The organism is Candidatus Amarobacter glycogenicus (genome assembly GCF_016704105.1).
Lineage (GTDB): Bacteria > Chloroflexota > Dehalococcoidia > Tepidiformales > Tepidiformaceae > Amarobacter > Amarobacter glycogenicus.
In genome coordinates, this window is the sequence record NZ_JADJAT010000020.1 from 463934 (window position 1) to 475982 (window position 12049).

At 66.6% G+C, this 12049-nt stretch carries 13 protein-coding genes and 1 pseudogene; 8 read left to right on the plus strand and 6 right to left on the minus strand.

What is annotated here, in order from left to right; genetic code table 11:
- Positions 1-14: 14 nt before the first annotated feature.
- Entirely contained in the window at positions 15-611 is a 597-nt protein-coding gene (locus IPG14_RS16690; protein ID WP_343390126.1) for a hypothetical protein, read from the plus strand.
- Between the two features lie 122 nt (positions 612-733).
- Here the strand turns inward: IPG14_RS16690 and IPG14_RS16695 are convergent, their stop codons facing one another.
- On the minus strand, positions 734-973 hold the full coding sequence (locus IPG14_RS16695) for a BatC protein (RefSeq protein WP_343392575.1): 240 nt from the start codon (positions 971-973) through the stop codon (positions 734-736).
- A gap of 110 nt (positions 974-1083) precedes the next feature.
- Between IPG14_RS16695 and IPG14_RS16700 the strand changes: the two genes are divergently transcribed.
- The gene (locus tag IPG14_RS16700; RefSeq protein ID WP_343392576.1) at positions 1084-1485 is read left to right on the plus strand and encodes a DMT family transporter; all 402 of its coding nucleotides are present in this window, start codon (positions 1084-1086) and stop codon (positions 1483-1485) included.
- Positions 1486-1563: 78 nt separating this feature from the next.
- Here the strand turns inward: IPG14_RS16700 and IPG14_RS16705 are convergent, their stop codons facing one another.
- Positions 1564-3096, minus strand: a complete 1533-nt coding sequence (locus IPG14_RS16705) for a methyl-accepting chemotaxis protein (RefSeq protein ID WP_343392577.1) — start codon at positions 3094-3096, stop codon at positions 1564-1566.
- Between the two features lie 692 nt (positions 3097-3788).
- Here IPG14_RS16705 and IPG14_RS16710 point away from each other — a divergent pair.
- Positions 3789-4736: a phosphotriesterase-related protein gene (locus tag IPG14_RS16710; RefSeq protein WP_343392578.1), complete on the plus strand. Its 948-nt coding sequence runs from the start codon at positions 3789-3791 to the stop codon at positions 4734-4736.
- A gap of 46 nt (positions 4737-4782) precedes the next feature.
- Here IPG14_RS16710 and IPG14_RS16715 read toward each other — a convergent pair whose 3' ends face one another.
- Both IPG14_RS16715 and IPG14_RS16720 read right to left on the minus strand, forming a co-directional pair.
- Positions 4783-5868 (minus strand): ResA-like WAxxUGC motif-containing protein, encoded by a 1086-nt coding sequence (locus tag IPG14_RS16715; RefSeq protein ID WP_343392579.1) that lies wholly within the window; start codon positions 5866-5868, stop codon positions 4783-4785.
- 31 nt (positions 5869-5899) lie between these two features.
- A complete protein-coding gene (locus IPG14_RS16720) occupies positions 5900-6928 on the minus strand; it encodes an LLM class F420-dependent oxidoreductase (protein ID WP_343392580.1) in 1029 nt (342 codons plus the stop codon).
- Positions 6929-7102: 174 nt separating this feature from the next.
- On the opposite strand from IPG14_RS16720, the gene IPG14_RS16725 reads away from it, so the two are divergent.
- From IPG14_RS16725 to IPG14_RS16735, 3 genes are all read left to right on the plus strand, one after another.
- On the plus strand, positions 7103-7321 hold the full coding sequence (locus IPG14_RS16725; protein WP_343392581.1) for a helix-turn-helix transcriptional regulator: 219 nt from the start codon (positions 7103-7105) through the stop codon (positions 7319-7321).
- A gap of 105 nt (positions 7322-7426) precedes the next feature.
- The gene (locus IPG14_RS16730; RefSeq protein WP_343390132.1) at positions 7427-7786 is read left to right on the plus strand and encodes a nuclear transport factor 2 family protein; all 360 of its coding nucleotides are present in this window, start codon (positions 7427-7429) and stop codon (positions 7784-7786) included.
- Positions 7783-8568 carry an HAD family hydrolase gene (locus tag IPG14_RS16735; RefSeq protein WP_343392582.1) on the plus strand — a complete coding sequence of 262 codons (786 nt, stop codon included), beginning with the start codon at positions 7783-7785 and terminating at the stop codon, positions 8566-8568. The genes IPG14_RS16730 and IPG14_RS16735 overlap by 4 nt, the downstream gene beginning before the upstream one ends.
- A gap of 44 nt (positions 8569-8612) precedes the next feature.
- On the opposite strand, the gene IPG14_RS16740 is transcribed toward IPG14_RS16735, so the two are convergent.
- On the minus strand, positions 8613-9179 hold the full coding sequence (locus IPG14_RS16740) for a peroxidase-related enzyme (RefSeq protein WP_343390134.1): 567 nt from the start codon (positions 9177-9179) through the stop codon (positions 8613-8615).
- A gap of 95 nt (positions 9180-9274) precedes the next feature.
- On the minus strand, positions 9275-10450 hold the full coding sequence (locus IPG14_RS16745) for an acyl-CoA dehydrogenase family protein (protein WP_343392583.1): 1176 nt from the start codon (positions 10448-10450) through the stop codon (positions 9275-9277).
- A 451-nt stretch (positions 10451-10901) separates the two neighbouring features.
- Between IPG14_RS16745 and IPG14_RS16750 the strand changes: the two are divergent.
- Together IPG14_RS16750 and IPG14_RS16755 are read left to right on the plus strand one after the other, a co-directional pair.
- A pseudogene (locus tag IPG14_RS16750) lies at positions 10902-11473 on the plus strand (DNA cytosine methyltransferase).
- Between the two features lie 384 nt (positions 11474-11857).
- Entirely contained in the window at positions 11858-12040 is a 183-nt protein-coding gene (locus tag IPG14_RS16755; protein ID WP_343392590.1) for a DNA cytosine methyltransferase, read from the plus strand.
- The last annotated feature ends 9 nt before the right edge of the window (positions 12041-12049 follow it).

Genomic DNA, 12049 nt, shown 5'->3' on the forward strand with positions numbered 1-12049 from the left:
GGAGGAAGGTCCGAATGCCGCTCTTCGTAGTCTCGCGCACGTACCAGGAGACATCCGAGGTTGAAGATCCGGAGTTCGGGATGGTCCACTTCCTCGCCATGGCGTGGAACGAACCTCGATACGACTGGGTCCGTTCGTTCGGCAGGTCCAGCTTTGGCTTCTGCGTTTACCGAGGGCCAGATGCGCTCGAACTCGGCATCCAGCAGCGGCTCTGCCGCCTCGACTACGACGAGGTCCGCGAAGTCGAGGAGGTGCCTGGTGCCTCCAGCGGACCGGGGATAGACAGCGCTCCGGATGGCTGGTCGCTGTTCCTCGCGGAACGGACCTTCCCACAGGGCTCGAGCAGCGCGGATGTGCTCCACGCGAACGCGCCCCACGCCGAGGGAGTTGCTTGCGCCCTCTGGCTCCGGTCGTACTGGGATCCCGAACGCGCAACCAGCCGTTGCATCTTCGCTGCCGAAACGAGTGAAGCCGCCCGCGGAGCAGTCTCGCTCTCGCCGCATCGGGTCGATCGCTTCGTCAAAGTGGGCACGAACCATCCATCCACCTGGGGATACCTCTACGACCGGATGGGCCTCCCCCGCCACTGGGAGACTCCCGGCCCCGCCTGACCCTACCTCGCCACTCCCGTAGCCTGACAACCCGATGGGCATCCTCCTCGGGCTCGGCGCCGCGTTTTCATGGGGCACGTCCGACTTCCTCGGCGGGCGGTTCACCCGGAAGTACCCCGCTTTCACCGTCGGCCTCGTCTCCCAGTCGTCCAGCCTGCTCGCCCTCCCTCCTCGTCGCCGCCATCGTTCGCCCCGAAGTCCGCGCCGAAGCCATCGCCTGGGGGCTCGCCGCCGGCGTCTTCACCAGCTTCGGAGGGATGGCCCTCTACCAGGGCCTCGCGACCGGCGAGTCCGCCGTCGTCGCCCCGCTCTCGGCATGCGGCGCCGTCGTACCCGTCGCCTTCGCCTTCGCCACTGGTCATGCTCCCTCCGGCCTCCAGGATGCAGGCATCGCCCTCGCCCTCGCCGGGACCGTGCTCGTCTCGCTCCCCCGGAAGGAGCCCGCTTCACTTCCAGCCACCATCTGCGGCCGGTGCTCTTCGGCCTGGGTGCCGCCATCGGCTTCGGTGTGTTCTTCATCCTCGTTGACCGCGGGACGCAAACCGACGGCGACGCGATCGTCGTCATCGCGGCCGCGCGCTTCGGCGGGACCGTCTTCGTTGGAGCCTCCGGGCTCCTTACCTCGTCACTCGTCTGGCCCGGCCGGGATCTGCCGAAGCTCGCCGCCGTCGGCCTTATCGATGTCACCGCGAACGGCGCATACGCCCTGGCGAGTAACCGAGGGAACCTTGCCGTCGCCTCCGTCCTCGCGTCGCTCTACTCAGTCCAAACCCTCGTCCTTTCACGCCTGTTCACCCAGGAACGGTTTACCGCGATGCGAATCACCGGCTCGGCGCTCGCGCTCGCAGGCGTCGCGGCAATCTCGACCGGCTGAGCCGCCGTCCCACTCCCGGGACAACAAAGGCGCGCGGCTCGGGGGAACCGCGCGCCTTCGTTCTGCGTCCGGCTTCGCTCAGGCGGTCCGGAATCGGCTCGCCGCCTGGTTCAGCGCTTCCGCGAGGTCGCGCATCTGCCCGGCCGTGGCCGCGAACTCCTCGGATTGCGCCGAAAGCTCCTCCGTCGAAGCCGAGACTTGCTCCGCCGAAGCCGATGTCTCCTCCGATGTCGCCGAGACCTGGATGATCGCGTCCGTCACGCGTGATGTCCCCTGTGCCATCTCGCCGGCGCCCCGCGCCGATTCTTCCGCCAGGCCCGCCATCTCCTCCGAAGCCGCGACGATGCGCTGCGCCCCCGAGGCAAGGTCCTGGACGTCGCCCGCGATCCGCTGCATCTGCACCGCCGACTGCTGCACCGAGACGATGATCGAATCCAGTGCCTTTCCGGCTTCAAACGTGATCTCCCGCCCTTCGCCGACGTCCTTCACCCCGCTCGCCATCGCGTCCACCGCTTCGCGCGTCCCCTGCTGCACGCGAGCGATGAGGTCCGCGATCTCCCTCGTCGAACCAGAAGATCGCTCAGCGAGAGATCGGACGTTCTCGGCGACAACAGCGAAGCCACGGCCCTGTTCGCCCGCCCGGGCAGCTTCAATCGCCGCATTGAGGGCGAGCAAGTTGGTCTGGCTCGCGATGTCGTCGATCACCTTCACGATGTCGCCGATCTGCTGGCCGTACTCGCCGAGGAGGTCAACCGTCCGCGAAGCCCGTTCCACCGCGCCGGCGATCGCTTCCATCGAGGCAACGGCCTGCCCGACTGCCTGCTGGCCCGCGACCGCGGCCCCGCGGCTGTCTTCCGCCGATCGCGCAACCTCTTCCGAAGCCGCCGCGACCGCGAGGATGCGTTCGTTCATCTCCGTCGCTTCCGCCTTCGAGGCCAGCGCCGAATCGGCGTTGGAGCGCGCTGCCGTCGCCACTCCCTGGGACCCGGCGGAGACCCGCTCGACTTCTCGCGCGGACTCCTGGGAGATCCCCGAAAGCGAGACCGCCGACCGCGTGACCTCGTTGATCGCCGATGCGATCTGGCCGGTCGCTCCAGCCATCTGGTCCGAGGCTTCCCGCAGCTGGTCGCTCGCGTTGAGGATGCTGCTCGCGTTCGTCTTCACGCTCCCGATTAGTTCAGCGAGTTCGGCCCGCATCTTGTTGTAGCTTCCCGTGGTCGTTTCGAAGCCGTCGATCAGCCCGTCGATCGCCCGGCTCGCCTCTCCAACTTCGTCGCCACCGTACCGGCCGACACGCTCGGTCGAGGCCGTCACGGAAACCGTCAGGTCGCCACCCGCCACAGCAGCCAGTGCGCGGCCCAGGCTCGGGAAGTCCTTCTCCTGGATGTTCTTCAGCCGCTTCGCCACACCGTTCACGCCCGAAGAAATCGAGTTCGCCATGAACAGGGCGATGCCCAGCCCGAGGATCGCGGCAACCACCGTAAGGGCGATGACCAGTTTCTGCGCTGTTGCTCCCGCACTCGCCGAGGCATCGCGTGCGGCCAGCGCCAGGTCCGACTGCTGCTGCCCGGCCTTGTCGAGCATCGTGTTCTGTTCCACGACTAGCGGCATGTGCCCAACTTCCAGCGCCCAGCCGCCCTGCACGTCACCGGCCCCAAAGGTCGATGCCCCGAGGGCCGTGGTCTGGTCGACCCGCTGCTTGAGTTCCGCGAACGCCTGCTTCTCGGCCTCGCTCGTGAGGACGGCACCGTAGGCGGCGAACGCCTTGGTGCCCTCCTCCAGCTCCTCGCCTGGTCAATCGCCTTGGTCCGCGCCGCAGCGTCCTGGGTGATCACGGCGGTGCGCAGGTCTCTCGCGAACGAGATGAAGAACCGGTTGGAGAGGAGCACCTGCTGGATCCCGACGTTCCTTGCGTACATGTCGTCCGTCCGGTTGATCGCCTCGTTGAGCCGGATCAGGCTCACGGCCGCCACCGCGACGAGGAGGAGGACGACGACTGCGAAACCTCCGATGAGCTTCTCTCGTAGATTCACTTTCACGGTCAAACTTACCCGATACAGCTCCCTGGCCTTTCCCGTTCCGGCAGGGGCCCTTTCTGCCAATAGGTTCGTAATTTCGTTGCATCCCCACCCTCGGGGAACCCCTGAGGGCCGGCCGAAATCGGCCTTACCCGCCGCGCCGATCCCCGGTATTTGTCTCTGCAACTAGCGCCTGCTCAGTTGCGTGCTCGGCCAGGACGGCCGTTGCCCGCTCGACGCCCGGCAGCGATTCGTCCCACAATGCTCCTCCCCCGGAGGAGAGCCATGCCAACCATCGAAACCGCCCTCGGACCCATCGACGCAGCCAATCTCGGCGCCACTCTCAGCCACGAACATGTCCTCGTCGGCATGGGCGAAGACATCGCCCACTACCCCTGGCGCTACGACATGACGGCGACCCGTCTCCAATCGATCAAGGAGCTCTCCGAAGCGAAGGCCGGGGGTATCGATTCGCTGATCGACCTCACAACGCCGGACCTCGGCCGCGATGTCGAATTCATCCGCGATGTCTCCGCCGCTTCCGGCGTCAACGTCATCGTCGCCACCGGTATCTGGCGCGATGTCCCCCGCTCCTTCTGGATGCGCGACATCGATGAGATCGCGGACATCTTCGTCCGCGAGATCGAAGTGGGCATCGGCGAGACCACGATCAAGGCTGGTTGCATAAAAGTCGCCAGCGATATGGGCGGCGTCACGCCCGAAGCCGAGCGCATTCTTCGCGGGGCTGCGCGTGCCTGCAGGAGGACCGGCTGCCCAATCTCGACCCACCAGTGGGCGCCCGAAGAGGTCGGCCGCCGGCAGGTCGAAGTCTTCCTCGAAGAAGGTGCGCCTATGGACCGCATCGCCATCGGCCACTCTGCCGATAGCACCGACGCTGACTACCTCGAGGAACTCCTCCGCACCGGCGCCTACCTCTCGATGGACCGCTACCCGGGAGCTCCCGGCCGCCCCAACTGGGAACAACGCAACACCACCCTGAAAGTCCTCATCGACCGCGGCTGGGCGCACAAGCTCATGCTCGGTCACGACTACGCCCCCGCCCCGGTCGTCAGGGGCGCCGAACGTCCATCAGCCTCAGGCCCGACTCGGTACCTCTTCTGCACCACCGTCGCGGCCCCGGCGCTGGTCGCCCAGGGCGTCCCCCAGGAGACCATCGACCTCATGTTCCGCGATGTCCCCAGGCACTTCCTCACGGGCGCGACCGGGGCGTAGCGCCCTCGCCTGGAGGTGTGAGATTTGAGGCCCCGAAGGTCGATGCCTACGGCGTCTGGATTTCCGGGTAATAGCGCCGTTCCCCAAGCGCTTCGACCGCTTTCCAGAACTCGGGGCCCATCGACTTTCCCTGTTCCTCCAGGTCCCAGGCCTGCCGGCGGTACGCCCAGTTCTCGGGGTGGAGGACGATCGCCTCGTCGAAGTGCGCTCGTGCCCGGATTGGAGCGCCGTGCTCCCACAGGTACTCGCCCAGCTGGAAGTGCGCACGAGCGAGGGCCTGCTCCGCCGTCGGGCCGGCCGTCCGGCGGCGTACCTCCTCCGGGCTGAGTGCCCACGAGGAGCGGCTGCCGATGTGGGCCCATTCGCGCAGACCATCCAGGTAGGCCGCCTTCGTCGCCCGGAGCTCCGTTACATCCTCAGCGGCCATCCGCCCCGTCGCCCGGTCCATCCTTCGGAATGCATCGCTCGAACCTGCCGGTTCCGGCGGCCGGACGATCTGGCCATCCTCGTCGATCCACACCGCCATCGGGACGTTCAGCATGCCGTACAGCGCGGCGACCGCGTGCTCGCGGTCGATCAGGCACGGGTACGTCGGCTTCGCTGCCTCGATGTACGGCAGCGCCGCCTCGATGCCGCGGCTCTCGAAGGCGACCGAGACAACCTGGAAGTTCGTGCCGGAGAGTTCCGTCTGGAGCGCCTGCCACACGGGCAGGTCATGCCGGCATCCTCACCAGGACGCCCACGAAACAAGGAAGACCTTCCTCCCCCGGTAGTCCGTGAGCTGGTGCTCCATGCCCAGGTAGTCAGTCAGCCGGAAGTCCGGCGCTTCTGCAGGGTCCAAGGCGCTCGTTCGGTCTCGAACAGCCTCACCGATGCACCACGTTTGGGTTTCCGGATCGTGCGCCACCGGCTGTGAGAGGTATTCCGCGAGCGCGGCGAGGCTGAACCAGCCATCCCTGACGAATCTGTCACCAGCTGGCAGCGGCACGCAAAGGTCACCCAGGCATGCCCCCTCCGGTTTCAGTTCCCAGCCGGTAAGTTGCGGAAGCTGCCCGACCGGAGCCCACGGCCCCTCACCCGGCGCCCCGGCTGGCAACGCCGCTGCCCTCCCATTGATCAGTACCGTCGTCATGCGTTCTCCTCTGGGCTTCTCAAGCGCTTTCCTACGACTCCTCGTTCACGATCTTCACGATCCGGCCGAGGTTCTCCAACCGCTGTTCCAGCGTCGCCCCCTCCGGCTGCACGCGCAGCGTGTTTACCCCCGCCGCCCGGTGCTGGCGCACCCGTTCGCGCACCATCGCCTCCGTCCCGATGAGGTTCGTCTGGAGCACCATCTCGTCCGGTACCAGCGCCGCCGCCTCCTCGCGCTTGCCGTCGAGCCAGAGCTTCTGGACCGCCACGGCCTCGTCGGCGTAACCGGCACGCCGGTAGGCGGCGTTGTAGAAGTTGTGCTGGCGCGAACCCATCGCGCCCAGTGTGAATGCCAGCCCCGGGCGCCGCGGCGCGACCAGCTTCTCCACGTCGTCGCCGAAGGCGACCACCCCCGCCGCAGCCTGGATGTCCAGGTCGGCCAGCGTCCGTCCCGCCTTTTCCGCGCCACGACGCATGTGGTCGAAGAACACGTCAGCGTGTTCGGGCATGAACGAAGTCCCGATCCATCCGTCGGCGATCTCCCCGGTCAGCTCCAGCGACTTCGGGCTGAGCGTCGCCAGGTAGATGGGGAACTGCATCGGCGGCGCCGATGTCTTCAGCGCCTTCCCTTCGCCGCCCGGCCGTGGCAGCTCGTAGTACTCGCCTTTGTAGGCGACCCGTTCCCCCCGCGAAGCCATGCGAACGATGTTCACCGCGTCCCGGATGCGCGGCAGCGTGCGCGCGAACGGCACCCCATGCCATCCCTCCACCACCTGCGGCCCGCTCGCTCCCAGGCCCAGGGTGAAACGGCCTTTCGACATGGAGTTCAGCGTCATTGCCGTCATCGCCAGCATCGCCGGAGAACGCGAGCCGAGTTGGAGGATGCCAGTTCCGAGCCGGATCTTCTCCGTCTTCGCCGCCAGGTAGCCGATCGGCGTGGCCGCATCGAATCCCCATGTTTCCGCGGTCCAGACCGAATCTACCCCGAGCTTCTCCGCCTCCTGCACGAACGCCGCCCCGCGCTCCCACTCTTGCCCCCCAAACGAAATGCCAACCTTCATCGCCAGTCTCCAAAAGCCGTGTATGTGGCGGCGAGTCTAGCCCGTTTCGAACCCTGCGGCACCGGCTTCACGGCGTCTCCTGCCGGGGCCCTCCCCCCGAAGGTTCGCCATGGCACGACTTACCCCGGCGTGGTATACCGAGCATACCCGCCGTTCGGTGGGGAGAGCGCGGAGGTGAGCGAAGTGCAACAGGGACTGGATCAGCTCAGCCCGAGGGAGCGCGGCGTCGTTCTCTTGCTTGTCCAGGGCAAGACGAGCAGGGAGATAGCCGCCGCGACTGGCCTGGCTGAATCAACCGTCAAGGGATACCTGAAGAGCGCCCGCCAGAAGACCCGGACGACGAACCGTGTGGAACTTGCGGACTGGTGGGAGCGGCACTCCGGGGTCGCGTGAACTCGCTTTGCAGCGTCGGGAAGTGCGCTTGCGCAGGGGCCTCACGCGGGATGCGCGCCACAAGCGCCGCACCCCGTTCCGGCGCCATCCGCTACCATTCCGCCGATGGACCTCCACGCCTTCATCCAGGAGTACACCGACGTGGTCTACCACGCCGCCAACCCCGAGGCCGCCGCCCGCTTCATCGCCGACCCGTGCATTCGCCACGAGCACGGCCAACGAGTCGTGATGTCTCTCGCCGAGAACACGGCCCGCATCGCCGGCTTCCTCGCGAGCGTCCGTAACCCGCGCTTCGAGTACATCGCCGCCCTCGCTGAAGGCAACCTCTACGCCAGCGCCTACCAGTTCTCCTTCGAACAGGATGGCAGAGAGCAAACCCTCTCCGGCATCGAGATCTTCAAGGTGGAGGGCGGCAAGATCACCGAGACCTGGAACTCCCCGGCCGGCCAGGGAGCCTGGGGTTGAGGCCCAAGCTCATCGTGATCGACCTCGACGGCACCCTCCTGAACTCCCAGGGCAGCGTCTCCACCCGCACCGCCGCCGCCCTCAAAGCGGCCCACGAGGCCGGCATTGTCCTCGCTCCCGCAACCGCCCGCTGGTACCAGGCCGCCATCCGCCCCTTCCAGGCTGTCGGCATCGCCGTCGCCGCCATCGCCTCCGCTGGCGCCGATGTCCGCACGGCCGATGGCGTCGTCGTCGAACAGCGCCCGCTCGATGGCGACTTCGCCCTCTTCCTCGCCGCCCTCTGTGACCGCGCGGGCTGGACCGCCACGCTCTCGACTCCCGAGCGTGCCTACCGCCGCGCCAACGAGCTCCCGCCCTGGGCGGCGATGGCCCCGGAGTGGCTCAAGCCGGTGACGCGCTTCGAAGGCGAACACCTCCAGAACGCGCTCTCCGTCCTCGCCGAAGCCGCCCCCGGCGACCACCACATGCCCGAGCTCCAGGCCTGGGCCGGCCGCGTCAGCCTCTATCCTGCCGTCGCCTTCAACGGCGATGCCCTCATCACGATCACCGCCCCCGGCGTCGACAAGGGCAGCGGCCTCCGGGCTCTCTGCGCCCACCTCGGGATCGATCCATCCGAGGCTGCCGCCATCGGTGACAGCGAGGTCGACATCCCCATGTTCGAGGTCGCCGGCGCATCGATCGCCATGGCCGATGGCACCCCCGAAGCCCGGGCCGCCGCCCGCACCCAAACCCTCGCCGCCGATGAAGACGGCGTGGCCGCCTACCTCGAGTCCATCCTCTAAGCCTGGCGGTCCCGCTCCCCGGCGCGCGCCGCCTCCGAAGATGCCTACCGCGCCATCCCGTGGTACTCCGCGTTCGGCATGACGCCCGTCCCGCTCATCAGCCGGTTCGTGAAGTTGAACATGGCCGTCACCTCCACGATGTCCCAGGCGTCCTCGTCGCTGAAGCCCACTGCCCGCAGCTCGTCGATGTCCTCTTCGGCGACCGTCACCGGGTCCAGCGTCAGCTTCACCGCGAAGTCCAGCATGGCCATCTGCTTCTCGCTCAGCCCCGCCCGCCGGTAGTCCAGCACGATCCGGTCGCCCTTCACCGGGTCCTTCAGCAGCGCCCGCAGCGCGAACCCATGGCTCGTCAGGCAGTACAGGCACTGGTTCTGCATCGAAACCACCACCGAGATCATCTCCCGGTCGACCTTCGTCAGCCCCTCCGAAGGCGTCATCAGGTCATCGAAGTGCGCCCGCCACTTCGTCATCCGCTCTTCGCGCCAGGCGAACGCCCGGAACACGTTTGGCACGAACCCCAGCTTCTCTTCGAGCAGGTCGAACAACGCCCGCGTCTCGGGCGCGCAGGTCTCGCGGTCGGCTATTGGGAACCAGGAGATTCGGTCACTCATCCCCGAAGGTTACCCCAGAGTAGGCGTTGGGCGTTAGGCGAACACCCTCTCGCCTAACGCCTATCGCCTATCGCCTATCGCCTATCGCCTATCCCCTACCCCCTCGGCAGGCCCAGGCCTCGCGTGGCGATGATCCCCCGCTGGATCTCGCTCGTGCCCGCCGCCACCGTCCCGCTGACGGAGCTCGTGTAGGCCGTCGCCTGGTCGATGATCTGGTGCTTCGTCCCGTCCTTGAGCTGCCCGAGCGTCCCGAGCAGGTGCATGCCCGTGAGCGAGATCCGCTGGCCCATTTCGCTCCCGAACAGCTTCGAAGCACTCGCCTCGTGGTTCGGCACCAGCCCCCGAGCCTGCATCGTCGCCACCCGGTACGCCAGGTTCGTACCCACCGCGATATCGACCGCGCGGTCCGCCAGTTCGTAACGGACCGATGGCCGCCGTTCGACCAGCTCCGGGTGTTCCTTCGCCAGCCGCGTGAGCCGTTCGACGCTGCGGCGCCCGCCGGCGTACGACTGGATGCCCGACCGTTCGAAGTCGAGCGCCACCGCCATGTGATACCAGCCCCGGTTCACCTCGCCGACGACCTGGTTGGCCGGCACGCGGACATCTTCGAAGAACACCTCGTTGAAGCCGTGCCGGTCGCTCATGTTGATCAGCGGCCGCACCGTCACCCCGGGCGACTTCATGTTGACCATGAACATCGTGATGCCCTTGTGCTTCGGCGCGTCCGGGTCCGTCCGCGCGGCCAGCCAGCCCCAGTCCGAAAGGTGGCCGCCGGAGGTCCAGATCTTCTGGCCGTTGACCACGTACTCGTCGCCGTCGCGCGTCGCCCGGGTCTGGAGGGCCGCCAGGTCGGAACCGGCGCCCGGCTCCGAATAGAGCGTGCACCACCAGTCATCGGCGCCCGTGATCCGGGGGATGAACTTCGTCTTCTGCTCATCGGTGCCGTAGAGCATCAGGCTCGGCCCGACCCAGGCGATGCCCATGTTGCCGGCCGGCGCCTGGTTGTAGGCCATCTCCTCGTTGTAGACGAGCTGGCGCATGTGGCTCGCCCCGCCGCCGCCGTACTCCTTTGGCCAGGCCATCGCCAGCCAGCCCTTCTCCGAGAGCTTCTTCTGGAAGCCCATCGTGTAGTCGTACTCTTCCTGGTAAGTCTTGAAACCGCCCTCATAACCGCGCGCCAGCCGTACCTCTTCCGGCGGCAGATTCTCCTTGATGAACTGGCGCACCTCCTCGCGGAAGGCTTCGACTTCGGGCTCGTAGGTGTAACGCATGGGGGTGTGGCTCCCGTTGTTTTGTGTGCCGCGAACTATAGCAGCCGCAACAGCCGATGGGGAACGGGAGGGGTGGGTCAGGAGCGCGTGTCTGAAAGCACAGCCGTGACTTCGAAGGCGGCCGCAAGGTCGGTCTGCCCGACCAACTCCAGCCTCGAACCGCCGTGCACGTATCGAACGAGGATCCATTCCCCCGTCCTCGGTCGGCATCTCGACCGACGCGAAGACCCCCGACGCAAGCTCCAACATGTCGCCGATTCGCAAGTCCCACAACGACACCACGGCGTCCTCCTGAATACCTCCGCGAACTTTGGAGTATGGTTCGCGTCAACTCCGACGGGCGTTTGGCACGGATCGGTCGCGCCGGGCTGGACCCAATCGTTGGCCCGTTGAACAATTCCCCGAAGTAAGGGAGACTTGCAACATCCTGACAGAACATACGTGCTAGCTTATGTACTCATCTGAGCCGCTTCCCACGATATCCCTCTTCACCGGCGCCGGAGGTCTCGATCTCGGGTTGGAGCAGGCGGGCTTTCAGACCCGCGTCGCGGTCGAAATCGACAAATGGGCCAGGCGGACGCTGGATGGTAACCGGCAGCACTTCTCGTGCCGAGCATTCCCGATTCTTGAAGACATAACTGCGTATTCGCCTCAAGAGATCATGGAAGCAGCTGGCCTTGCGAGGGGCGAGGCAGCTCTCGTGGCCGGTGGGCCGCCGTGCCAGAGCTTCAGCACCGCCGGGCGGCGAGGTTCCATAGGTGACCCAAGGGAAGCCTCTTCGCCAACTTCGCTGCCGTCGTCGACGCCGCGCAGCCGCGGTTCTTTGTGATGGAGAACGTAAGGGGGATCCTCTCTGCCCCAATCAAGCATCGGCCGCTGAGCGAGCGCAGGCCCGACTACCCACCGCTCGCTCCGGAAGAGGAGCAGGGTTCCTCGGCTATCAAATCACCTTCGGTCTGGTTGACGCTGCAGACTACGGGTGCCGCAGAACAGGCTGAGAGTGTTGGTCGTCCGCAGCCGTGACAGGGAGTTCACGACTGCTGAACTTTCACACTTGGTAGTGCCGACTCACAGAGGGAATTGGCAGACCTGGGCGCAGGCGATTCGGGACATCAACGTCGGGTCGCCGGAGTTTCTGTCGTACACGCCCGACCGGCAGCGGATTATGGCCCTCGTCCCTGCTGGCAAAAACTGGCGATGGTTCCGGGATCATCCCCAGTACGGCCGTGAGTTCACCGAGAGAGTGATGGGCGGTGCGTGGGAGGCAGACGGCGGCAAGGTAGGCTTCTACAGGCGGCTGCCGTGGGATAAGCCCAGTCCGACTTTGCCGACCAGCCCGATCCAGAAGAGCACTTCCCTCTGCCACCCGGACGAGACCCGCCCTCAAGTGTCCAGGAGTATGCCACGATCCAGCAGTTTCCGCCTGACTACGCGTTTGCGGGGGGTGTGGCTCAGAGATACAAGCAGATCGGGAACGCGGTTCCCGTTGGTTTGGGAAGAGCCATCGGCGAAGGGCTGGTCTCGGTGACAAGCGTCCTACAGGCGCAGGGCCAGCGGCGGCTGTTCGAACGAGCGGCGTCCGGCGTGTGACAATGCACC

Excerpts from the sequence above, each read along its gene's own strand:
- IPG14_RS16695 (WP_343392575.1), bottom strand. The coding sequence starts at position 973 with ATGACCAGTGGCGAAGGCGAAGGCGACGGGTACGACGGCGCCGCATGC.
- IPG14_RS16705 (WP_343392577.1), bottom strand. The coding sequence starts at position 3,096 with ATGCCGCTAGTCGTGGAACAGAACACGATGCTCGACAAGGCCGGGCAG.
- IPG14_RS16740 (WP_343390134.1), bottom strand. The coding sequence starts at position 9,179 with ATGAGTGACCGAATCTCCTGGTTCCCAATAGCCGACCGCGAGACCTGC.
- IPG14_RS16710 (WP_343392578.1), top strand. The coding sequence starts at position 3,789 with ATGCCAACCATCGAAACCGCCCTCGGACCCATCGACGCAGCCAATCTC.
- IPG14_RS16730 (WP_343390132.1), top strand. The coding sequence starts at position 7,427 with ATGGACCTCCACGCCTTCATCCAGGAGTACACCGACGTGGTCTACCAC.
- IPG14_RS16690 (WP_343390126.1), top strand. The coding sequence starts at position 15 with ATGCCGCTCTTCGTAGTCTCGCGCACGTACCAGGAGACATCCGAGGTT.
- IPG14_RS16720 (WP_343392580.1), bottom strand. The coding sequence starts at position 6,928 with ATGAAGGTTGGCATTTCGTTTGGGGGGCAAGAGTGGGAGCGCGGGGCG.
- IPG14_RS16745 (WP_343392583.1), bottom strand. The coding sequence starts at position 10,450 with ATGCGTTACACCTACGAGCCCGAAGTCGAAGCCTTCCGCGAGGAGGTG.